The sequence below is a fragment of the Sphingomonas degradans genome (assembly GCF_053502645.1).
In genome coordinates this window covers 2,573,112-2,593,533 of the sequence record NZ_CP177172.1, presented here as the reverse complement: position 1 = coordinate 2,593,533, position 20,422 = coordinate 2,573,112, and the positions used below count along the sequence as shown (strand labels likewise).

Below are 20,422 nucleotides of genomic sequence, written 5' to 3'. Positions count from 1 at the left end.
TCCGGCATCTGGAATCGGCAATGAACCGGCGGTCCCTGTTGCGGTTGCTGCAATCTGGCCTGGTCGCATCGGCGGCATCGGTCGGACTTCCCTCATTCGCGCTTGCCGCAGCGGCGAAGAAGGACAAGCGTCCGATCGCGCTGCTGGTGCCGCTCACGGGGCCGCGAGCGCGGCTGGGCCATAGCATGCAGCAGGCGGCGTTGCTCGCGGAAAACAAGGAATATGTGCGGGTTTTCGACACCGCAGGCACGGCGCCCGGCGCCGCGACGGCTGCGGCAAATGCGCTGAAGATCAAGCCCGCGCTGATCCTGGGGCCCTTGTCGGCCGAGGAAGTACCGGCGGTGTCGAGCACGATCGCGGGGCGTGTGCCGGTGATTGCGTTCAGCAACGATTCGGTGCTGCGGGCGCCGGGCACCTATATCTTCGGCATCACGGCGGGGCAGGTGACCGGGGCGATCCTGCGCTATGCCCGGTCGCGCGGGGTGCGATCGGTGGTGATGATCGACGATGGCTCGCCATGGAGCGCGGCGGCGGCAGTGGCGGCGGGACAGGCTGAGGGCGAGCTGGGCATTCGCGTGCGCGTGCTGGAAGTGCGCGCGGGCCAGCCCATGCCCGATCCGGGCGAAGCGCCCGACGCGGTGCTGCTGCCTGGCAGCGGCGAGGCAGTGCTGGCGGCGGCGCGCAACCTGAAGGCGACCGGCGTGCAGCTGCTGGGCACGCTCCAGGGCCTCGATCATCGACCCGAAGCGCTGGAGGCGCTGGACGGCGCGTGGATCGCCAGCCCCGATCCGGTCGCGTTCGGCACCTTTGCGGCGGAGTTCAGCGCTCGCAACGGCGGCGCGCCGGGGACGATCGCGGCGCTTGCCTATGACGCGGCGGGAATTGCCAACGCGCTGCGCTCCGCCGACATGCTCAACCCGGCGGGACTGCTCGACAGCAAGGGGTTTCGCTGCGTCACCGGGCCGGTGCGGTTCCGCACCGACGGATCGGTCGCGCGCGATTTCGCCGTGCTGGTCGCGCACCCGCAAGGCTACGAACCCGTGGCGGTGAGCTCGGGCTCGTGAAACCCCGGCCCGAGGGCGAGGCCGGCTTCACGCTGATCGAGCTGATGATCTCGATGGGGCTGTTCGCGCTGATCGCCGTGGCGGGGCTCGCGCTGGTCGAGGGGATCATCAAGGTGCAGGGCCGCACCGAACAGCGGCTCGACCGGCTGGCCGACCTGCAGCGCACGATGTTCGTGGTTTCGAGCGACCTGGACCAGATCGCGGGCGGGCGGATCGAGGGTGGGGGCACCACGCTGAGCTTCACCCGCGCGGCGCCCGGCATGGGCGGGGCGGCGGTGCCGCTGCGCTATGCGGTGGCCGGCGGCACGCTGGTGCGCGGCGTGGGCACGGCGCCGCAACCGGTGCTGCGCGGAGTCGCGGGGGCGCGCTGGCGCTTCTGGGACGGGGCATGGGTGGATCGCTGGCCGGTGAACGACGAGGGCAAGGACCGCTGGCCGCGCGCGATCGCGCTGGAGATGCAGGTCGCGGGGCCGGGCGGCACGCCGGGGGTGCTGCGCCGCGTGATCGCGCTGCCGGCGCGCCCGCAGGAGCCGGCATCATGACCGCGCCGCGCGAGGATGAGAGCGGCATGATCCTCATCAACGTGCTGATGTTCGTCGCGATTGCGAGCGGGCTGGTGCTGTTGATGATCAACCGTGAGGAGCTGGCGCTCGACCGGGCGCTGCGCACGCGCGAGGCGGCGCGGGCGCTGGCGGTGGTGCGCGGCGGCGAATTGTCGGCGCTGGTGGCGCTGCGCCGCGATGCCGAGACGGCGGGCGATGTCGATCATCGCGGCGAACCCTGGGCAAAGCTGTCCGAAAACGGCGCGCGGATCGACGGCGGCACGTTCGACCTGGCGATTGCGGACGCCGAGGGGCGCTTCAACATCAATTCGGTGCGTGTGGGGGATGCCGCGTCGCTGGTGCTGTTCCAGACGATCGGCAACACGGTGGGCTTGACCCCGGAACAGATCGTCGCGGCGGTCGAATATGTCCGGCTGAAGGGGCCAGTCACCGATCTGCGGCCGTTGCGGCTGCTGGGGCTGGAGCCGGCCAAGGCCGACCGGCTCGAACGGCTGGTCACCGCGTTGCCCGGAACGACGGCGCTCAACCTGAATGCGGCGGACGCAGAGATGCTGGCGCTGTTGTTCCGCGATCCGCTGGTCGCGTCGCGGCTGGTGGCGGTGCGCGACCGGCAGGGCTATCTGACGCTCAAGGACCTCAACGACCAGAATGTGACCCTGCCCTGGGGCACGACGTTCCGCTCGAACACCTTCTGGGTCCGCACCCGCGCCACGATCGGCGAGACGAGCCAGCAGGCGGCGACGCTGATCCAGCGCCGGCGGACGCCGCAGGGCGCGGTCGAGGTGGTGCCGGTCGAGCGCTGGCGCGGGGCGGCGGTGCCGCCGGGGGCGCCGTCTTTCCCGCCCGCGCGGTCCTAAAGCACGATACGGAACAGCGCGCCGCCCACGGCACCGTCGCGGACGTCGATGGTGCCGCCATGCGCGACCACGATCTGCCGCGCGAGGTTCAGGCCCACGCCCGTGCCGGTCGGGCGCGTCGTGAAGAAGGGGAGGAAGATGTCCTGGCGCAGCGCCTCTGGAACGCCGGGCCCGTTGTCCTCGACTTCGATCACCGTCGCGGCACCGCGATCGGCAAAGATGCGCAGCGCCAGCCGGGGCGCGTGCGGCTGATCGGTCATCGCCTGCGCGGCGTTGTGGAGCAGGTTGATGAGCACCTGCGCCAGCAGGTCCGGGTCGGCGTCCAGCGCCAGCGCGTCGGGCGCGATCTCGATCTGTAGCGGTATCGCGGGCGTGTCGGCTGCGAACAGCCGCGCCAGCTCGGCGGCCCAGGGGCGTGCCGCAAAGGTCTGGCGGCGGATCTCGGGCGTCTTGGCGACCGCGCGATAGGCATCGATGAAATGCCCCAGCCCGCGCGCGCGCCGGGCCAGCGTCTCCACCGCGGCGCGCGCATCGCCGATCCGGGGATCGGGCGGCAAGTCGCGCTCCGCCAGCAGATCGGCGGCGGTGTCGGCCAGCGACGTGACGGGGGTGAGCGAATTGAGGATTTCGTGCGTCAGGACGCGGACCAGATCGGTCTGCGCCGCCATTTCCGCCGCGTCGAGCGTGCCCTGGATCGGTTGCACGCTGATTGCCCGCACCCGGCGCCCGAGCCGGTCGAGCGTCGCCGATCGCACCAGCGCGCGCTGGCTGCGCCCGCCGAGGTTGAGGAGCAGCAGTTCCTCGCTCGCGCCGCCCTGTGCCAGCCGCCGGGCAAAGGTGGCGCCATACGGCGCGAAGTCCTCGCTGCGCGCGCCCTGCGTTCCGGGAAACAGCCTGCGCGCGGCGCGATTGGTCAGCGCGACCTGGCCCGCTTCGTCCACGGTGATGAGCGCGACCGGCATGTCGTCGATCAGCGCATCGAGATAGCGCAGCTCGCCCGCCGCCTTTTCCTGTTCGGTGCGCAGCCGCACCAGCGCATTGTTGATCGCGCCGCCGAGCCCGCCAAAGCCCGCGCCGCCGGTCTCGTCGAACGCGAGGCTGGTGTCGCCAAACCGAAGCGCGTCGATGAACTGCGCCATGGTGCGGTTGGTGCGGGTGACGTGTCGCCACAGTCCGGTGAGTGCGCCGGCCACCAGGCACAGCGCGACGATCCTTGCGGCACCAAGCCCCGGCATTGCGACGGCGGCCACCGTCGCACCGATCGCAAGCGCCAGTGCCGCGACCCAGCCGATCAGCGCGGCGGCGAAGCGCTGGTCAAAGCCCATGTTTTTCCATGCGGCGATACAGCGCGGCGCGCGACAGGCCCAGCTCAGCAGCGGCGAGCGAGATGTTGTACCCGTGCTTCTTCAGCGCCTCCTCTACCAGTCGGCGTTCGACGCGCTCCAGGTTGAGATCGTCGAGCGGGGCGGCGGCGGCGGGGGGCACGGCGGCGGCGGGGGGCACGGCGGCGATGCGCGGGGGTGCCGATATCAGCGCAAAATCCTCCGGCTCCAGCGGCACCTCGCGCGCCAGGATCACGGCGCGCTCCAGCGCGTGGCGCAGCGCGCGGACATTACCGGGCCAGTCATGGGTCAGCAACGCATGGCGCGCGGCGGGGCTCAATACCGGCAGCGGGCGGCCATAGCGGCGGGCATAATGGTCGAGATAATGGTCGATCAGCATCGGCACGTCCTCGCGCCGGTCGCGCAAGGGGGGCAGGTCGATCTCGACCGTGTTGAGCCGGAAGAGCAAGTCCTGGCGGAAATGCGCCTCGTCGCGCAGCTTCTCGGGCGGCAGGTTGGTGGCGGCCACGACGCGGATGTTCACCGGCACCGGCTTGTTGGCGCCGACCGGGGTGACCTGGCGCTGTTCCAGCACCGTCAGCAATTTGGGTTGCAGCCGCAGCGGCAGGTTGCCGATCTCGTCGAGGAACAAGGTGCCCCCATCGGCGGCCTGGATGCGGCCGATCCGGTCGGTGCGGGCATCGGTGAAGGCACCCTTCACATGGCCGAACAGCTCCGAATCGATCAGGTCCTCGGAAACCGCGCCCAGATCGACGGTGAGCATCACCTGATTTGCGCGCAGCGACTGGCGGTGGAGTTCGCGGGCGACCAGTTCCTTGCCGGTGCCGTTCTCGCCCAGCACCAGCACATTGGCGTCGGTGGGGCCCGCGCGCGCGATCAGCGAATGGACCCGCGCCATCGCCGGCGATGCGCCCAGCAGCGGCGAGCTTCCGGCGGCGGGCGCGGGGGCGGGTGCACCGCCGGCGGTCAGGCGCGAACGGTGCAGCGATGCGGCGGTGCGCACCGTCGCCAGCAGCTTGTCGTTCGACCAGGGCTTGGACACGAAATCGGTCGCCCCGCGCTTCATCGCCGCCACCGCGACCTGAACCCCGGCATGGGCGGTAATCATCACCACGACCATGTCGGGATCGAGCGCGAGCAGCTTGTCGAGCCATGCCAGCCCCTCGGCCGCATTGGTCGCGCCGCGCGCGAAATTGGCGTCGAGCAGGACCACGTCGGGCGTGCGCGCTGCCATCAGCGGCATCGCCTGGTCGGGCGTGTTGGCGATCGCCACATCCTTGAACAATCGGCGCAGCAACAGGCGCGACGCCATGAGGATGTCGTCGTCGTCGTCGATCACGACGCAAAAGTCGAATTCCGGCGCGGTCCCCATTGGCTCCCCTCCCGTACAGCGGCTGTACGGATACGGACAATCAATTTGCGTGCCATCCGTCCATCGCGGACGATTTGGCACGGTGCGTGCTCTTCTGGACGGCAGGAGGAAGCGAAGTGCGCCGTTCGATCAAGCCCGGAATGCTGTTGCTGGTGGTGGCGCTCCTCGCGCTCGCGGCGCCGCGCCCGACGATCGACCTGCGCATCGATCGGGCGGGCGTGCACGCGCTGGTCCGGATCGGCTTCGCGTCGGTGCGCATCGCGTTCGATTTCGGACACAGGTGTTCGCAATCGGACAGTTGCGCTGGGGTTTGACGATGGCGTTGCCGCGCTGCGCCCTTGGGCGCGGATTGGCACGCCGGTTGCTAAGTTGGGGGGCATGGCTGTGATACGGATGCAGAAAGAGGCGGGGGCGCTTCCTACAAGCGGCGGGGCGATGGACCAGGTGGTCGAAGTGCGCCGGGTGCCGGTGCGCGTGAAGGCCGCGCTGGCCATGGCGGCCGTGCTGCTTGCTGCCGCGCTGTTCTGGTGGTTTGCGCCGACGGGGTCGAGCCAGACCGTGGGCGCCGACCGGGTCACCATCTCCACCGTCACGCGCGGCACGTTCGACGATTTCATCCCGCTGCGCGCGCGCGTCACGCCGCTGCTCACGGTCTATATCGACGCAGTCGAGGGCGGACGGGTGGAGAAGATGCTGGTCGAGGACGGCGCCACCGTCGCCGCCGGCCAGCCGATCGCCCAGCTCTCCAATGCCGAACTCCAGCTTTCCACGCTCGCTCGCCAGACCGAAGTGGAACAGCAGATCAACAACATGCGCAGCCAGGAGCTGGCGCTGGCGCAGACGCGGCTGTCGAACGAGCGCGCGCTGCTCGAGGCCGGGCTCGCGCTGCAAAAGGCCAAGCGGCAGTATGAGCGCGAAAAGCCGCTCGCCGCGCGCGGGTTCGTCACGGCGCGGCAGTTTTCGGACACCGGCGACGACTATGCCTATCGCCAGCGCAATTATGCCGCGCTCCAGCGCAGCCAGGCGACCGACGCCCGGCTTCAGGGCAGCCAGCTGTCGCAGCAGCAGGCGGCGGCGCAATCGATGCAGTCGGGCCTCGCCATCGCCCGCGCCAACCTCGACGCGCTGCAACTGCGCGCGCCGGTCGCGGGGCAGCTTTCGGGCTTTTCGGTGCAGGTCGGCCAGTCGCTCCAGCGCGGCGAGCGGGTGGGGCAGATCGACAGTCCGGGCCGGAACAAGCTGATCGCCGGCGTGGACGAATTCTATCTGGGGCGCGTCCAGTTGCAGCAAAAGGCGCAGCTCGACGTCGGCGGCAAACTTTACGCCGCGCGCGTCACCAAAATCTATCCGCAGGTGCAGAACGGCCAGTTCCAGATGGACCTGCAGTTCCTGGGCGAAGAGCCCGCCAGCCTCCAGCGCGGCCAGACGCTGCAACTGCGCCTTACGCTCGGCGACGCGACGCCCGCGCTGCTGGTGCCCAACGGTGCCTTCTACAACGATACCGGCGGCAGCTGGATCTTCGTGGTCACGCCCGACGGACGTTCGGCCGTGAAGCGCCCGGTGCGGCTGGGCCGCCGCAACACCGATTTCGTCGAAGTTCTGGAGGGGCTGGATGTTGGCGAGAAGGTGCTGACCTCTCCCTATACCGGCTTCACCGACAAGACGCGCCTGGACCTGACCAAATGACACACGAGAAGGGGATTTCCATGCTGAAGATGCGCGAACTCTCGAAGGTCTATCGCACCGATACGGTGCAGACCACGGCGCTGGACGCCATCGACCTGGATATTGCCGCGGGCGAATTCGTGGCGATTATGGGGCCGTCGGGCTGCGGCAAATCCACGCTGCTCAACATGATCGGGATGCTCGATAGCCCGTCGAGCGGCAGCTATGTGTTCAACGGGCAGGAAGTCGCCGGGCTGACCGAGGCCCGGCTGGCGGACGTCCGTAAGGAGAATATCGGCTTCATCTTCCAGAGCTTCAACCTGGTCGATGAACTCAGCGTGCGGGACAATATCGAACTGGCGCTGCTGTATCACAAAGTCCCCGCCGCCGAGCGGCGCGCGCGGGTGGACGCCGTGATGGACCGGGTCGGCATCGCCCACCGCGCGAAGCATCGCCCGAGCCAGCTGTCGGGCGGCCAGCAACAGCGCGTCGCCGTGGCGCGCGCGCTGGTGGCCGAGCCCAAGCTGATCCTGGCCGACGAACCCACCGGCAACCTCGACACCCACCATGGCGAGGAAGTGATGCGGATGCTCCAGGCGCTGAACGGCGAGGGATCGACCATCGTGATGGTCACCCACTCGCCCGCGCACGCCGATTACGCGGGGCGCATCGTCAACATGCTGGACGGGCGGGTGCTGCAAGAGCGCCGCCGCGCCGCCTGAGAGACCGTTTGGAAATTCGCGAAAGAGCGAATTTCAAGGCGGTGCCGGCCCGCTCCCCCACCCGGCCACCCATAGGATGCTGTCGCTGGGTGGCCGGGTGGGGGAGCGGGCCGGCACCGCGAAATGCGCAACTGCGCATTTCCAAACAGGCTCTGAACGCAATCGCACAATCGGGGGAAATGCCATGTGGCGCAATTACGTGACCGTCGGCTTCCGCGCCTTGTCGAAGAACAAGGTCTATGCGGGCATCAACATATTGGGGCTGTCGATCGGGCTGGCGGCGTGCCTGCTGATCCTGCTCTATGTCCGATACGAGCGCAGCTATGACGAATGGCTGCCCGACAGCGACCGGATTTACCAGTTCCAGGCCTATTACAAGAGCAAGACGACCTCGGATCACTTCGAGAACCAGGGGTCGGTCTATGCGGCCAAGGCGGCGTTGCTCAAGGACTTCCCGCAAATCGAGCATGCCACCTATTTCGGTGGCGGAGCGCGGGTGACCGTGCTGAAGGACGGGCGCGCGTACACCACCGATGATGCCGCGCTGGTCGACAGCCCGTTCTTCGACACGCTGCCGCTGCCGCTGGTGCGCGGCGACGCACAGGCGCTGGTCCGTCCCGGCACCGTCGTGCTCAACGAAACCCAGGCGACCAAGCTGTTCGGCACCACCGACATCGTCGGGCGTACGCTCACGGTCCTCACCATGGGGGTTAAGGCGGACTATCGCATCACCGGCGTGCTCCAGGATCTGCCGAAGAACTCGCATTTCGCGATCGACACGCTGGTCCGTGCCGATTTCCCGAGCCTGTACCAGCAGGGGCATAATACCCAGTTCCTGACCAACTGGGGTTGGACCGGCGGCTGGGTGTATGTGAAGTTGCGCCCGGGCACCGACGTCGCGGCGATCAACAGCCAGCTGGCGGCATGGGAAAAGCGCAACATTCCCGATGATGTCGATGATGGCCACCGCACCAACATCGGTGACGAGCGCGACTATGGGCTGGTCAATGTGCGCGACGTGCATCTGGGCAAGGCGCAGCGGGGAAGCATGACGACCGGCAACGACTCCACCTCGATCGCTACCTTCGCGGTCGTGGCGCTGCTGATCCTCGGCATGGCGTGCATGAACTTCACCAACCTGGCGACGGCGCGTGCCAGCCAGCGCGCCCGCGAAGTCGCGCTGCGCAAGGTGCTGGGCGCCACGCGGCGCCAGCTGGTCGTCCAGTTCCTTGGCGAGTCCATCCTGCTCGCCGCGATTTCGATGCTCGTTGCGCTGGCGCTGACCGAGATCGCGCTGCCGTGGTTCTCGCGCTTCCTCGACGCCGATCTCGACCTGCATTATTTCGGGCGGGACGGGATGTTGATCCCGGTCGTCGCGCTGGTGCTGCTGGTGGGGGCTGCGGGCGGCATCTATCCCGCGCTGTACCTGTCCCGCTTCGAGCCCGCGCGCGTGCTGAAGGCCAATAAGTCGGCATCCGAGGCGGAAGGGTCCGGGCGGCTGCGCAGCGGGCTGGTGGTGATCCAGTTCGCGGTCTCGATCGGGCTGATGATCTGTACCGCCGTGGTCTATGGCCAGACGCTGTACGCCCGCGCACTCAATCCCGGCTTCGACCGCGAAGGGCTGATCCAGGTCAGCGGCGTCAGTTCGGAGGCGTTCAATGGCCGCCAGGAAGCCGTGATCCGCCAGGTTGAGGCGATACCGGGCGTCCAGGTGGCAGGTCGTACCGGAATCGCGGTCAATACCGGCAACACATCGACCACACAGGTCACGGTTTCGGGGCGGACCGCGCCTACCGATATCGGCATCTATGCCGCCGATCCGGGCTATTTCCCGGCGATGGGTATCCGCCCGATCGTGGGCCGGGTGTTCGAGCGGGGCCGGCCCGCCGATGACATGACCACGCCCTTTCCCGAAGACCCGGTCGCGGAGAAGGCCGTGGCACTACGCGGATCGAACGTCGTCATCAACGAGGCCGGGGTGAAACGCTTTGGATTCGCCAGCCCGCAAGAAGCGATCGGCAAGACCCTGCGCTACGGTATCGACGAAAAATATGGTGGTTCGATGCTGCTCACGATCATCGGCGTCGTCGAGAATGCGCGCTTCCGGGGCGTCAAGAGCCCGGTCGAGCCGATCCTGTTCTATTGGAACGGCAACAGCGCGCATTGGCTGGTGGCGCGCTTCAAGGGCGATCCCGCTGCGGTGCGGGCCGGCATCGAGCGCGTGTGGCGCAGCTTTGCGCCCGATGTCGCGTTCAACGGCGAGTTCGCGGATGCGATCCTGGAACGCAATTACAGGCGCATGGACGCGCGGGCGCAGATGTTCGGGATGTTCGCGATCCTGGCCGTGCTGATCGGGTGCATGGGCCTGTTCGGGCTGGCATCGTTCACGGCCGAGCGGCGTACGAAGGAGATCGGCGTGCGCAAGGTGCTGGGCGCACGCACCCGTGACGTCGTGCAACTGCTCGTGTGGCAATTCGCGCGGCCCGTGGTGATCGCCAATGTGATCGCATGGCCCATCGCATGGTGGGTGATGCGCGAATGGCTCAATCAGTTCGATGCGCGGATGCCGCTGGGGCCGCTGCCGTTCGTCGCGGCGGGCGTGCTCGCGCTGGTCATCGCGGTCCTCACCATCGGCGGGCAGGCGTTTCGCGTCGCGCGCACCAATCCGGTCCATGCCCTGCGCTACGAGTAGGCGCGTCAGTTCAGGGATGGCCGGTGCGGGCGAGGGGGCAACCCCTCGCCCGTTTCGCGTTCAGTGCTGTGGCAGGAAGCCGATGTCGAGCGGGAGCTGGCGCAGCGCGGCGGGCAGATCGGCGATGGTGTCGATCACCACATGCGCGCCCGCGTCGCGCAGCGCCTGTGCCGAGGCTGCGATCCGATCCGCGCGATCCTTGGGGGCAAGGGCGTCCAGCGCCGCGAGCGACAGCCCGACGCCATTGCCGCTGGCGGCGACCCCCACGGTCCAGGCGCCCGCCGCCAATCCCTCGGCAATGCCGACGGCGGCGTCGTCCACCTTCACGCACGCGGCGGCGGGCCAGACGCCCAGCGTCACCAGATTCTGCCACAGCATCAGCGGGGAGGGGCGCCCCGCCGGGGTGTCGCCCGCGCACACCAGGCAATCGGGGCGATAGCCCTGCTCCGCGGCGCGCGGCAGGATGTCCGCCATCATCTCGCGCGTATAGCCGGTGCACGAGCCGAGCAGCACCCCGCCCGCGCGCAGCCATTGCGCCACGTCGGCGGCGCCCGGAATCAGCGTGGCGCAATCGCGCGCAGCCTCGCGCATCAGCGGCGCGGTGTCGGCGAACAGCTCGTCGCCATCGGCTTCGGTCGGCGCGGCGCCATGGCGTTCGGTCCAGGCGGCGGCGATGCGCGGCTGGGCCAGCAGCGCGCGGATATGGTCGCGCTTGGCCACGCCCATGTCGGCGCGCGCCTCGTCCTCGCCGATCGGCACGCCCGCGCGTTCGAACAGCGTGCACAGCGCCACCACCGGCGCGCGGCTGCCGAAGTCGATCATCGTCCCCGCCCAGTCGAGGATCACGGCGTTCAGGCGGGGTGTCATGGTCGGCTTCCCATCAGATCGGTGACGACGTCCTCGGCAAGGGCAAAGGCAGTCGAGGCGCCGGTGCCGCTGGTGACGACCACCAGCTTCACGCCCGGCGCGGGCTGGCGGACGATGCTGTGCCCGGCGGCGGAGGCATAGGTGCCGGTCCAGCGTTCCAGCACCGGCGGGGCGATGCCCAGCACGTCTTCATAGGCATTGAGGATCAGCGCATCGACGGCGTCCGATGCGAAGGGATCGGGGGTCGGCGCATAGTCATGGCTGTCGCCGACGACCAGCGACCCATCGGCGCCCTGGACGGCGATCAGGTGGATGCCGTGCGCCAGCTCCTCCTCCGCTTCGTCCTGAAGGCGGGCGTGGAGCGGCGCCGCCTCGGGCAGGTCGGCATAGCCGAGATAGCGCGCCATGCTGAGATCGGCCATGATCGGCGACGCCGCCCGCCACGCAGGCGCGGCGAGGCGCAGCATCTGGAGCTTGCACCGCATGATGCCTTCTTCGGCATAGATGTCCGGGAACAGCGTCGCCGAATCGTCGCCGGGACAGACGATCACCGCGCCGGCCTGATGCACGCCGCGGCTGGAACGGACCCAGCCGGTCTCTACTGCGTGGACGGCGGCGCCGTAGAGGAATTCGACGCCATGCACATCGTGCAGCCAGCGCGCGAGCCGGGGGATCGCCAGCGGCGAATCGACGCGCAGGTCGTGCGGGCTGTGCAGCGCGGCGCGGGCACCCCGCACCATCGGCCAATGCGCACGCACGCCGCCTGCGGTCAGGAGCGCGCAGTCCGCGCCCATTTCGGTCGCGAGAAAGGCGTGGAGCACGTCCTCCGCCTCGGGGCGCTGCGCCACGAGCAGCAGGCCGCGTTGCTCGATCGCAATGCCGGCGGCGGCGGCAACCTCGGCCCAGATCGTCGCACTGCGCCGGGCAAGGTCCCACACCTTTCCGCGTGCCTGTCCGGTGACGGTGACGAAGCCGAAATTGCGGATCGACGCGCCATTGGCCTGGGCATCGCGATCGAGCACCAGCACCCGCTTGCCCCGGCGTGCTGCGGCCAGCGCATGGGCCAGCCCGACGATGCCGGCGCCGACGACGATCAGGTCATGCTGCGGCATGGCGTTTTCCCGGCATCTTGAGTCCCATGAAACTGAGCGCGGACAAGGTGGTCAGAACGGCGACCGCCAGCGCGGTCGCATAGGCACATTGGATGAAGAAGGGCAGCCATTGTATCTGCGGTGCCGCCAGGCTGCGGTACAGCAACAGCGCGACGCTGCCCGCATAGCCCGAGGAATCGGCGATATAGATCAGGAACCCCGCGTTCCCGGCGGTCCCGATCGCGGCGATCATCCGGTCGAACAGCATCGCGTTGAACGGCGTATAGGCCAGGTACAGCCCGGCGCCGGTCAGGATCATCCAGGGCAGCGGCGCGAGCAGCCCCGCCTGGAACGCCAGCGTCGACAGCCCCAGCATCGCGGCGCCCAGCAGGATCAGCGCATGCATCGCCAGCAGCGCGCGCAGATTGTCGCGCACCAGCATCAGCGCCGCCAGCCCGCCCAATGCGATGATCGCGACCGGTAGCTCGCTCGCCGAGAATACCGACGCGGCGCCGCCAAAGCCCATTGCGCTCCAAAGCTCGGCGGCAAAGTTATCGCGCAAGTCCCGCAGCGCCGTCAGCAGGACATAGCCTAGCACCAGCATCAGCATCGGCAGCCCGTGCGCGCGCAGGAACGCCAGCCGGTCGGCGCGCAGCATCGGGACGCGGACGGTGCGTTCCGCCTCGTCCTGGGCATCGGGCGGGGGCATCCGCTCCAACAGCCACAGCGACAGCACCAGCACCGGCGCGAACACCAGCCCGGTCGCCGCCGGCATCCACATTTCCGGCACACCGCCGTGGAGCAGCAGCGTCGCCACCGACTTCACCACGCCCGACGACAGGATGAAGCTGGCGCACAGCATCGCGCCCAGCAGTTCGGAAGCGCGTCGCCCCTCGACATAGCTGAACACCAGCCCCCAGATCATGCCGAGCGGCAGGCCGTTGAGGAACAGGCAGGCGACGTTCCATGGCGCCGGGATCAGCGCGAACAGCACCAGCGCTACCCAGGACGTGCCGATCAGCCCCAGGATCAGCGCGGCGCGCCCGCGTCGCCCGAATTCGGCGACCACGCGCACGCCGATCATCTTCGACAGCGCATAGCCCAGCACCTGGGCGATCAGCAGCGCGGTCTTGTAATCGATCGCGAAATGCCAGCCGGCGATGTCGGCATAGCTGGCGGCCGCAAACGGCTTGCGGAACGCGTACATCGCGAAATAGGCGCCGAACGCCGCAAGGCCACCCAGCAACAGCGTCAGAGTGTGGGCGGCGGAGCGCGGCGGCGGGGATGCTTGCATGTCGGAGTCTCGCTAGGTGGCGGAGCGGTGTGGCCCCGCCGCGCGAAGCTTTTGTGACGATGCCCGGTAAGATCGCTCCGGTTCGGTTCACCAGGGGTGCGTGGAGAGGGCGCTGCGCTCGGCATCGCATTGGGCAGGCGCGGGTTTTGCCGCGGCATCGCGCCGCGCGGCGATTTCGGCACGCGCAGCGGCCAGGTCGCTCTGGAATGCGGGGGTTCCGTTGAGCACCGCGAACATCGTCGCGCCGGCCAGCCACCCGGCCTCGACCGCGCTGCGGCTGTGCGACCCGCAAACCGCCCGGCTCTCGCCATAGGCGCGACCGCGCGCGAGAATCGCCGTCGCGCGATCGGGCATCAGTTCGGCGAGGATTAGCGCTTCCAGCCAGCCATTGGCGGTGTGCCCCGACGGATAATCGCCATTCTGGGCCAGGTGCGCCGTCTTGGGCTCGCAGATCGGCGCATCGGTGCCGAGATAGGGCCGGGGCGACTGGTAGTGCGCCTTCACCGGGTTCACGACCGCGCCAGTGCCGGACCGGTCGAGGAGGCGCATCAGCGCCGGGACCTCGGCTTTTGTCAGCTGCACGCCCATGGCGCAGGCGAATCGATCGAGGGGCGCGTTGGTGACGTCGTCGGTCGCAATCTTCCAGCGGGGCGAGCCCACCAGCTTTCGCGTTTGTTCAAAGATCGCGCGATCCGCGCGCGCCGCAATACTGCCCGGAACGGGCGGCGGCGGCAGGATGGCCAGGCCGTCGGGCGCCTGGGCGGCGGGCACATAGGGGCCGGAGTCCTGCACCGGGGCCGCAGCCACCAGCGCGAGCAGCAGTGCGGGCATGTAGCCGCGCCACCGGCGCGCGTTCCCGATATTCCGGCGCATCTCTAACCGCATCGTAACCTTATTTCCCTTGCCAACTGGACAGGCACAGTCGCGCCCCTACTATTGGTCTAGTCCAATCAGGCTACAAATTGGCGACACCCGGCGGCGGCCTCCCGTCGCCGCGTAAAACCTCACGCAGGAATTCGAGCAGCATGGCCGACGCGATCATCGAGCGGATTTTCGACATCTTCGAACGGTTCGGCGCTTCGCACTATGGGGAAGACGCGTCCCAGCTCGCGCACGCCTTGCAGACTGCCGAGCTGGCCCGGCGCAACCATTGTTCCGACGCGATGATCGTCGCGGCACTGCTTCACGACATCGGCCAATTCCTGGGCGACGCCGGCAATGCTGCCGAAAAATCGGGCGTCGACGCGCTGCACGAGGAAGCCGGCGCGCAATTCCTGCGCCCTTACTTTCCGCCAGAGGTAACAGAGCCGATCCGGCTGCACGTGATCGCCAAGCGCTATCTCTGTTCGGTCGAGCCCGGCTATCTGATCGGGCTTACTCGTGCTTCGGCATTGAGTCTGCGGCTCCAGGGCGGGCCGATGACGCCGGACGAGGCCCGCGCATTCGAGGCGAATCCCTATTTCGCCGACGCCGTGCAGTTGCGCCGGTTCGACGATATGGGCAAAAATCCGGCGTGGCGTGTGCCCGATCTTGCCTCGCATCGCGCGCGATTGGCCTTCGTGGCGTGCGTTGGTTGAATCGGGGAGGGCGGGGGTCATCGCCGGGGTGCATGTAACGCTTGCCTATGCGATGGGGGACAATGCCAAGCGCGTTCGAGATGCAGTTGCTCCCCCGAGGCGAAGGCGCCATGGGCCCGCACTATCTGGCACTGCGCGACCAGATCGCGCGGGGGATCGAGAGCGGCCGTCTGGCGCCCGGATCGAAGCTGCCGTCCGAGCGTAGATTGCAGGGGGATAGCGGGGCGGCGCGCGGCACGGTTCGCGAGGCGCTGTTCCATCTGGAGGCGGAAGGGCTGATCTATCGGCGCGACCGCAGCGGCTGGTATGTTTCGCCGCCGGCCATAACCTATGATCCGACTCGCGCCTCCGGCTTTATGACCTATGTCGCCGAACAGGGGCGCACGCCGGGCACGGAGACGCTTTCCAAGCGGCTTTCACCGGTATGCCCCGCCGTCGCCGACGTGTTCGGGACGGCGCCCGACATGGCGTTGTACGACATCCACCGCCGCCGTTCTGTTGATGGCCGGTCAGTGCTGGTGGAACGGATCTTCGTCGATCCCACGCTGGCGCCGGGGCTGCTTGAGCATGGGCTCGACGGCTCGCTGATGCACGTCCTGACGACGCACTATGGTCTCGCGGTCGTGCGTAATCGCATCGACATGCGCCCCTGCGCGCTGGTGGGCAGCATGGCGCAGGCACTGGGCGTGAAGCCCGGCACGCCCGGGCTGCTGGTAGTGCGCACCTGTTTCGGAGCGGACGGCCGCGTGGTGGAATATGACCACGAATATTGGCGTCACGACGCGATCCGGGTCCATGTCGATGTGGACGTGCGCGATTAGGCCCGCGGTGGCTGGCCGTGGCGCCTTGAGGGCGGTGATCATTTCGTTTGAAATGTGGTCGGGAAGAGAGGATTCGAACCTCCGGCCCCTGCCTCCCGAAGACAGTGCTCTACCAGGCTGAGCTACTCCCCGACGGAGTATCGATCCTTGCGGCCTCGGGGCCGGATCGATGCTGGAGCGGGGCCTATAACCACGGCTTTCGAGTCGTGCAAGCGCTCCGTTGCGCAATTTCGCAATGTCCGCGCGCAGCCGCTTTGCGCGGCGGATTTCCGCCATTTTGGGGCACTTTGCCGCGTGCCGACATAACTGGGCTCTCGACCCTCAAATATAACATGGTTAACGACTTGCACGTGAACCTTGTCGAGATTGCCGCGTCCGTGCTCGGACTGATGACCGTGCTGCTGGTGGTGCGCCGTAGCATGTGGAACTATCCCTTCGCTCTGGCGATGGTCGCGCTATATGGCGGCATATTCTATCGTGAGAGCCTGTACAGCGATGCGCTGCTTCAGGTCTTTTTCTTTGCAGTCAATCTGTACGGCTGGTGGAACTGGTCGCGGGCACGCATCGACGGCGGCGGCGTTCGGGTCGAACGGTTGGGACGGGCGGCGCGTCTCGCATGGCTTGGCGCCTGCGTGGTGTGCACGGTCGCCTGGGGAGCGTTGATGCACCGGGGTACGGACGCGGCCTATCCATGGTGGGACGCCGCCATTGCCGTGCTGAGCATCGCGGCGCAGATATTGCTGTCGCGCCGGGCGATCGAAAACTGGGTGTTGTGGATCGTGGTCGATCTGCTCGCGGTGCCGCTGTTCGCGGTCAAGGGGCTTTGGCTGACAGCGGGATTATATGGCGTGTTCCTGGGGCTGTCCGTGTGGGGCCTGGTCCAGTGGCGCCGGGCGGAGCGCGTCGCATGACGCCGCGCACCATTTGCCTCCACGGCCCCGAAAGCACGGGCAAGTCGACGCTGGCGCCCCAGCTCGCCGCGCATTTCGGCGCCGAGGTGATCGATGAATATGGCCGAGAATATGCCGAAGCGCGCGGCACCGACTTCACGATGGCCGACCTGCTGGAAATCGCCAGGATCCACGATGCCGGCACGCGGATGATGGTGCAGCACTGCGCGGGCCCGCTGATACTCGATACCGATCCGCTGATGACGGCGGTGTGGGCGGACATGTTGTTCGGCCGGCGCGACCCATGGTTCGATGCGTGGAGCGGGACCGCGGACCTGTACCTGCTGTTCGATATCGACTTGCCCTGGGTCGAAGACGGCACGCGGCTGTTCGGCACCGCGGGGCAGCGGCGACGCTTTTTCGAGCTATCGCGCGCGGAACTGGTCCGGCGCGGGGTGCCGTGGGTGCTGGTGCGCGGGCAGGGCGAGGCGCGTCTCGCCCAGGCGATCACTGCGATCGAGGCTGCTGGCGTAGCGCCCGTGCACCGCGGTTGATGCGCGCTGGGGGCATCCGCAATTGCATCCTGCAACGTAAAAAGGGCCGCCACGGGGTTTCCGTGGCGGCCCTTTTTCGTTGTCTGTCCGTCGATCAGTTGGACGGTGCGAGCTTGGTGTTCAGCACCCAGCCGACATTGTCGTTCTCGTCGGCGACTTCCCACCACAGGCCGTTCTTGTTGCCGGTGGGGTACAGGATCGCGCCGGGATTGAGCGTGCGGATGATCTTGCCCGTCGCCGCCGGCGTGGTGCGCAGCGCAACGGGGGCCTGCGCGGTGAAGGTCTTGGCCGGCGCTGCCTGCGCCGTGCCGGCGTCGCCGGGGCGCACCAGGCCCAGGCCGTCGACCATCTTGGCATAGGCCTGGATGAACGCCAGCGTCACGATCCGGCCGATATCGGTGTTGTCATAGCCGCCGCCGACCGCGCCCAGACCGCCGCCCAGAAAGCCGACGCCGCCGCCCGCGCCCCACGAGACGCTGTTCTTCGACGCATAGCCGTCTTCGGTCGCGATCGTCTCGGTCGTGCGGACGTTGGTGAGCGAGAGGACGGTGTTCGCCTCCATCTTGCGCGACTTGATGCCGCCCAGCAGCCCGCCGATCGGACCGCCGATCACGCCGCCGGCCGCACCCGCGATGCCGCTGCCGCTGGCGTTACGGTTCGATGCCTGGACTTCGGCGACCAGCACATAGTCCGCTGCCTTGATCTGGCCCTGGCCAACGTTCGAGCCGCGCTGGAGACCCAGGTTGCCGCCGATGTTGCGCTCCTTCTCTGCCGCCTGCAGGCCCGATCCGCGATCGACCAGCGTGAAGCAACCCGAACGCTGGACCAGCACCTTGAGCAGCTTCTGCGGCGGGGCCAGCTGATACTGCGTCCAGCCCGAGGGATCGTCGCCGTCGACGATCGACAGCGTGCCGAGCTTGCGCGCGCAATGCGGCACGTCGGTCATCGCCTGATCCTGCGTCTTCTGGGTCTTGGAAGCCCGACTCTGCGCCGCTGCTTCCTGCGCCCCGAACAGGAGCGCCAGCGTCGCGGCCACGGTGTTCAGGCTCTTGTACACGATGTTCATGCTTACCCCCACAAACGAATTGCGCGGCATCCATGCCCGAAACGGGCCGCCAGTGAAATCGGCTTTGTTGATGTTCGCGGCAGTGCTAGGCGCTGGCGGATCATGGCTACCGAACTCTCCCGCATCCGCAATTTCTCGATCATCGCGCACATCGACCATGGCAAGTCGACCCTGGCCGATCGGCTCATCCAGCGCACCGGCGGCCTCACCGAGCGTGAGATGTCCGCCCAGGTCCTCGACAACATGGACATCGAGAAGGAGCGCGGCATCACCATCAAGGCGCAGACCGTGCGCCTTGAGTGGAAGGGCCATGTCCTCAACCTGATGGACACGCCGGGCCATGTCGACTTCGCCTATGAAGTCAGTCGCAGCCTGGCCGCGTGCGAAGGCGCGCTGTTGGTGGTGGACGCGGCGCAGGGGGTCGAGGCGCAGACGCTCGCCAACGTCTACCAGTCGATCGAGCATGACCATGAGATCATCCCGGTCATCAACAAGATCGACCTGCCCAGCGCCGAGCCCGAGAAGGTGCGGCACGAGATCGAGGAGATCATCGGCATCGATGCCTCGAACGCCGTGCTCGCCAGCGCCAAATCGGGGATCGGCATCGACGAGATCCTCGACGCGATCGTCGAGCGCATTCCCGCGCCCAAGGGCGACCCCGACGCGCCGCTCAAGGCGATGCTGGTCGATAGCTGGTACGACCCGTATCTGGGCGTCGTCATCCTGGTCCGCGTGATCGACGGCACGATCAAAAAGGGCCAGCAGATCAAGTTCATGGCCGCCGGCACCACGCACCTGATCGACCGCGTCGGCGCGTTCCGCCCCAAGATCGAGCAGCTGCCCGATCTCGGCCCCGGCGAAATCGGCTTCATCACCGCACAGATCAAGGAAGTCGCGCAGGCGCGCGTCGGCGACACGCTGACCGACGCGAAGCGCCCCGCGCTCCAGGCGCTGGAGGGCTTCAAGGAAGTCCAGCCGGTGGTGTTCTGCGGCCTGTTCCCGGTCGATGCGGCGGATTTCGAAAAGCTGCGCGAGAGCATCTCGAAGCTGCGGCTCAACGACGCCAGCTTCTCGTTCGAAATGGAAACCAGCGCGGCGCTGGGCTTCGGCTTCCGCTGCGGCTTCCTGGGGCTGCTCCACCTGGAAATCATTCAGGAGCGGCTGACGCGCGAATACGACCTCGACCTCATCACCACCGCGCCGTCGGTGGTGTACAAGCTCAAGCTGACCAAGGCGGCGGGCGAGGCCGCGGCGCGTGAGATCGAGCTGCACAACCCCGCCGACATGCCCGATCCGAACCGGATCGAGAGCATCGAGGAGCCGTGGATCAACGCGGTCATCTATGTCCCCGACGAATATCTGGGACCGATCCTCAAGCTGTGCCAGGATCGTCGCGGCATCCAGAAGAACCTGACCTATGTCGGCGGCCGCGCGCAGGTGACGTACGAACTGCCGCTCAACGAAGTCGTGTTCGATTTCTATGACCGGCTGAAGAGCATCAGCCGTGGCTATGCCAGCTTCGATTACGAGCAGATCGGCCACCGGGAGGGCGACCTGGTCAAGATGAGCATCCTGGTCAACAACGAGCCCGTCGACGCGCTGAGCATGATCGTCCACGCTTCCACCGCCGAAACGCGCGGGCGCGGCATGTGCGAACGGCTCAAGGACCTGATCCCGCGCCACCTGTTCAAGATCCCGATCCAGGCCGCGATCGGCGGCAAGGTGATCGCGCGCGAAACCATCGCCGCGCTGCGCAAGGACGTGACCGCCAAATGCTATGGCGGCGACGCCAGCCGCAAGCGCAAGCTGCTGGACAAGCAGAAGGAAGGCAAGAAGCGGATGCGCGAATACGGCAGCGTGCAGATCCCGCAGGAGGCGTTTATCGCGGCGCTAAGGATGGGTGAGGAATAAGGGCTCTTTGCCCAGAGGTCTGAAGGGGCCGTTCGCGCACTCTGAAGCGCGGCGCGGTGCAGACGAGCGCAGT

19 protein-coding genes and 1 tRNA gene are annotated in these 20,422 nt (G+C 67.8%); 12 read left to right on the top strand and 8 right to left on the bottom strand.

Annotated features, from left to right (window positions below; all coding sequences use genetic code 11):
* The first annotated feature begins 20 nt into the window (after nucleotides 1-20).
* The 3 genes from ACG3SL_RS11720 to ACG3SL_RS11710 are packed head-to-tail and all read left to right on the top strand — an operon-like array spanning nucleotide 21 to nucleotide 2,484.
* Nucleotides 21-1,064, top strand: coding sequence for an ABC transporter substrate-binding protein (locus ACG3SL_RS11720; RefSeq protein ID WP_448661312.1), 1,044 nt, complete (start codon nucleotides 21-23; stop codon nucleotides 1,062-1,064).
* On the top strand, nucleotides 1,061-1,606 hold the full coding sequence (locus ACG3SL_RS11715; RefSeq protein ID WP_448661311.1) for a type II secretion system protein GspJ: 546 nt from the start codon (nucleotides 1,061-1,063) through the stop codon (nucleotides 1,604-1,606). Before ACG3SL_RS11720 ends, ACG3SL_RS11715 begins: the two co-directional genes overlap by 4 nt.
* Nucleotides 1,603-2,484, top strand: coding sequence for a general secretion pathway protein GspK (locus ACG3SL_RS11710; RefSeq protein ID WP_448661310.1), 882 nt, complete (start codon nucleotides 1,603-1,605; stop codon nucleotides 2,482-2,484). The genes ACG3SL_RS11715 and ACG3SL_RS11710 overlap by 4 nt, the downstream gene beginning before the upstream one ends.
* Here the strand turns inward: ACG3SL_RS11710 and ACG3SL_RS11705 are convergent.
* Together ACG3SL_RS11705 and ACG3SL_RS11700 are read right to left on the bottom strand one after the other, a co-directional pair.
* A complete protein-coding gene (locus tag ACG3SL_RS11705; RefSeq protein ID WP_448661309.1) occupies nucleotides 2,481-3,809 on the bottom strand; it encodes a sensor histidine kinase in 1,329 nt (442 codons plus the stop codon). The two genes, ACG3SL_RS11710 and ACG3SL_RS11705, sit on opposite strands and share 4 nt — an antisense overlap.
* Nucleotides 3,799-5,199, bottom strand: coding sequence for a sigma-54-dependent transcriptional regulator (locus ACG3SL_RS11700; protein ID WP_448661308.1), 1,401 nt, complete (start codon nucleotides 5,197-5,199; stop codon nucleotides 3,799-3,801). Before ACG3SL_RS11700 ends, ACG3SL_RS11705 begins: the two co-directional genes overlap by 11 nt.
* Nucleotides 5,200-5,315: 116 nt before the next feature.
* On the opposite strand from ACG3SL_RS11700, the gene ACG3SL_RS11695 reads away from it, so the two are divergent.
* The 4 genes from ACG3SL_RS11695 to ACG3SL_RS11680 all read left to right on the top strand — a co-directional run bounded on the left by ACG3SL_RS11695 (nucleotide 5,316) and on the right by ACG3SL_RS11680 (nucleotide 10,278).
* Nucleotides 5,316-5,513 carry a hypothetical protein gene (locus ACG3SL_RS11695; RefSeq protein ID WP_448661307.1) on the top strand — a complete coding sequence of 66 codons (198 nt, stop codon included), beginning with the start codon at nucleotides 5,316-5,318 and terminating at the stop codon, nucleotides 5,511-5,513.
* 64 nt (nucleotides 5,514-5,577) lie between these two features.
* Nucleotides 5,578-6,885, top strand: a complete 1,308-nt coding sequence (locus ACG3SL_RS11690) for an efflux RND transporter periplasmic adaptor subunit (protein ID WP_448661306.1) — start codon at nucleotides 5,578-5,580, stop codon at nucleotides 6,883-6,885.
* A 20-nt stretch (nucleotides 6,886-6,905) separates the two neighbouring features.
* Entirely contained in the window at nucleotides 6,906-7,586 is a 681-nt protein-coding gene (locus tag ACG3SL_RS11685; RefSeq protein WP_448661305.1) for an ABC transporter ATP-binding protein, read from the top strand.
* 184 nt (nucleotides 7,587-7,770) lie between these two features.
* Nucleotides 7,771-10,278: an ABC transporter permease gene (locus tag ACG3SL_RS11680; RefSeq protein ID WP_448661304.1), complete on the top strand. Its 2,508-nt coding sequence runs from the start codon at nucleotides 7,771-7,773 to the stop codon at nucleotides 10,276-10,278.
* 60 nt (nucleotides 10,279-10,338) lie between these two features.
* Here ACG3SL_RS11680 and phnX read toward each other — a convergent pair whose 3' ends face one another.
* The 4 genes from phnX to ACG3SL_RS11660 all read right to left on the bottom strand — a co-directional run bounded on the left by phnX (nucleotide 10,339) and on the right by ACG3SL_RS11660 (nucleotide 14,361).
* A complete protein-coding gene (gene phnX, locus ACG3SL_RS11675; RefSeq protein WP_448661302.1) occupies nucleotides 10,339-11,145 on the bottom strand; it encodes a phosphonoacetaldehyde hydrolase in 807 nt (268 codons plus the stop codon).
* The gene (locus ACG3SL_RS11670; protein WP_448661300.1) at nucleotides 11,142-12,257 is read right to left on the bottom strand and encodes a TIGR03364 family FAD-dependent oxidoreductase; all 1,116 of its coding nucleotides are present in this window, start codon (nucleotides 12,255-12,257) and stop codon (nucleotides 11,142-11,144) included. Before ACG3SL_RS11670 ends, phnX begins: the two co-directional genes overlap by 4 nt.
* Complete coding sequence (locus tag ACG3SL_RS11665; protein WP_448661299.1) at nucleotides 12,244-13,530, bottom strand: DUF5690 family protein; 1,287 nt, start codon at nucleotides 13,528-13,530, stop codon at nucleotides 12,244-12,246. The genes ACG3SL_RS11670 and ACG3SL_RS11665 overlap by 14 nt, the downstream gene beginning before the upstream one ends.
* Nucleotides 13,531-13,617: 87 nt before the next feature.
* Nucleotides 13,618-14,361: an acid phosphatase gene (locus ACG3SL_RS11660; protein ID WP_448661298.1), complete on the bottom strand. Its 744-nt coding sequence runs from the start codon at nucleotides 14,359-14,361 to the stop codon at nucleotides 13,618-13,620.
* A 194-nt stretch (nucleotides 14,362-14,555) separates the two neighbouring features.
* On the opposite strand from ACG3SL_RS11660, the gene ACG3SL_RS11655 reads away from it, so the two are divergent.
* Both ACG3SL_RS11655 and ACG3SL_RS11650 read left to right on the top strand, forming a co-directional pair.
* The gene (locus ACG3SL_RS11655; protein ID WP_448661297.1) at nucleotides 14,556-15,107 is read left to right on the top strand and encodes an HD domain-containing protein; all 552 of its coding nucleotides are present in this window, start codon (nucleotides 14,556-14,558) and stop codon (nucleotides 15,105-15,107) included.
* 62 nt (nucleotides 15,108-15,169) lie between these two features.
* On the top strand, nucleotides 15,170-15,928 hold the full coding sequence (locus tag ACG3SL_RS11650; RefSeq protein WP_448661296.1) for a UTRA domain-containing protein: 759 nt from the start codon (nucleotides 15,170-15,172) through the stop codon (nucleotides 15,926-15,928).
* 55 nt (nucleotides 15,929-15,983) lie between these two features.
* On the opposite strand, the gene ACG3SL_RS11645 is transcribed toward ACG3SL_RS11650, so the two are convergent.
* A tRNA-Pro gene (locus ACG3SL_RS11645) sits at nucleotides 15,984-16,060 on the bottom strand.
* 218 nt (nucleotides 16,061-16,278) lie between these two features.
* On the opposite strand from ACG3SL_RS11645, the gene pnuC reads away from it, so the two are divergent.
* Together pnuC and ACG3SL_RS11635 are read left to right on the top strand one after the other, a co-directional pair.
* Nucleotides 16,279-16,839: a nicotinamide riboside transporter PnuC gene (gene pnuC, locus ACG3SL_RS11640; protein ID WP_448661295.1), complete on the top strand. Its 561-nt coding sequence runs from the start codon at nucleotides 16,279-16,281 to the stop codon at nucleotides 16,837-16,839.
* Nucleotides 16,836-17,372, top strand: a complete 537-nt coding sequence (locus ACG3SL_RS11635; RefSeq protein ID WP_448661294.1) for an AAA family ATPase — start codon at nucleotides 16,836-16,838, stop codon at nucleotides 17,370-17,372. Before pnuC ends, ACG3SL_RS11635 begins: the two co-directional genes overlap by 4 nt.
* Nucleotides 17,373-17,466: 94 nt before the next feature.
* Here ACG3SL_RS11635 and ACG3SL_RS11630 read toward each other — a convergent pair whose 3' ends face one another.
* The gene (locus ACG3SL_RS11630) at nucleotides 17,467-18,438 is read right to left on the bottom strand and encodes a CsgG/HfaB family protein (protein ID WP_448661293.1); all 972 of its coding nucleotides are present in this window, start codon (nucleotides 18,436-18,438) and stop codon (nucleotides 17,467-17,469) included.
* Between the two features lie 102 nt (nucleotides 18,439-18,540).
* On the opposite strand from ACG3SL_RS11630, the gene lepA reads away from it, so the two are divergent.
* On the top strand, nucleotides 18,541-20,349 hold the full coding sequence (lepA, locus tag ACG3SL_RS11625; RefSeq protein WP_448661292.1) for a translation elongation factor 4: 1,809 nt from the start codon (nucleotides 18,541-18,543) through the stop codon (nucleotides 20,347-20,349).
* Nucleotides 20,350-20,422: the final 73 nt, after the last annotated feature.

What these genes read in the sequence shown, in the direction of transcription:
- ACG3SL_RS11680 (WP_448661304.1), top strand. Translation starts at nt 7,771, where the DNA reads ATGTGGCGCAATTACGTGACCGTCGGCTTCCGCGCCTTGTCGAAGAAC.
- ACG3SL_RS11720 (WP_448661312.1), top strand. Translation starts at nt 21, where the DNA reads ATGAACCGGCGGTCCCTGTTGCGGTTGCTGCAATCTGGCCTGGTCGCA.
- ACG3SL_RS11710 (WP_448661310.1), top strand. Translation starts at nt 1,603, where the DNA reads ATGACCGCGCCGCGCGAGGATGAGAGCGGCATGATCCTCATCAACGTG.
- ACG3SL_RS11670 (WP_448661300.1), bottom strand. Translation starts at nt 12,257, where the DNA reads ATGCCGCAGCATGACCTGATCGTCGTCGGCGCCGGCATCGTCGGGCTG.
- ACG3SL_RS11705 (WP_448661309.1), bottom strand. Translation starts at nt 3,809, where the DNA reads ATGGGCTTTGACCAGCGCTTCGCCGCCGCGCTGATCGGCTGGGTCGCG.
- ACG3SL_RS11700 (WP_448661308.1), bottom strand. Translation starts at nt 5,199, where the DNA reads ATGGGGACCGCGCCGGAATTCGACTTTTGCGTCGTGATCGACGACGAC.
- lepA (WP_448661292.1), top strand. Translation starts at nt 18,541, where the DNA reads ATGGCTACCGAACTCTCCCGCATCCGCAATTTCTCGATCATCGCGCAC.
- ACG3SL_RS11650 (WP_448661296.1), top strand. Translation starts at nt 15,170, where the DNA reads ATGCCAAGCGCGTTCGAGATGCAGTTGCTCCCCCGAGGCGAAGGCGCC.
- ACG3SL_RS11660 (WP_448661298.1), bottom strand. Translation starts at nt 14,361, where the DNA reads ATGCCCGCACTGCTGCTCGCGCTGGTGGCTGCGGCCCCGGTGCAGGAC.
- ACG3SL_RS11630 (WP_448661293.1), bottom strand. Translation starts at nt 18,438, where the DNA reads ATGAACATCGTGTACAAGAGCCTGAACACCGTGGCCGCGACGCTGGCG.
- phnX (WP_448661302.1), bottom strand. Translation starts at nt 11,145, where the DNA reads ATGACACCCCGCCTGAACGCCGTGATCCTCGACTGGGCGGGGACGATG.
- ACG3SL_RS11665 (WP_448661299.1), bottom strand. Translation starts at nt 13,530, where the DNA reads ATGCAAGCATCCCCGCCGCCGCGCTCCGCCGCCCACACTCTGACGCTG.
- ACG3SL_RS11690 (WP_448661306.1), top strand. Translation starts at nt 5,578, where the DNA reads ATGGCTGTGATACGGATGCAGAAAGAGGCGGGGGCGCTTCCTACAAGC.
- ACG3SL_RS11685 (WP_448661305.1), top strand. Translation starts at nt 6,906, where the DNA reads ATGCTGAAGATGCGCGAACTCTCGAAGGTCTATCGCACCGATACGGTG.
- ACG3SL_RS11635 (WP_448661294.1), top strand. Translation starts at nt 16,836, where the DNA reads ATGACGCCGCGCACCATTTGCCTCCACGGCCCCGAAAGCACGGGCAAG.
- ACG3SL_RS11655 (WP_448661297.1), top strand. Translation starts at nt 14,556, where the DNA reads ATGGCCGACGCGATCATCGAGCGGATTTTCGACATCTTCGAACGGTTC.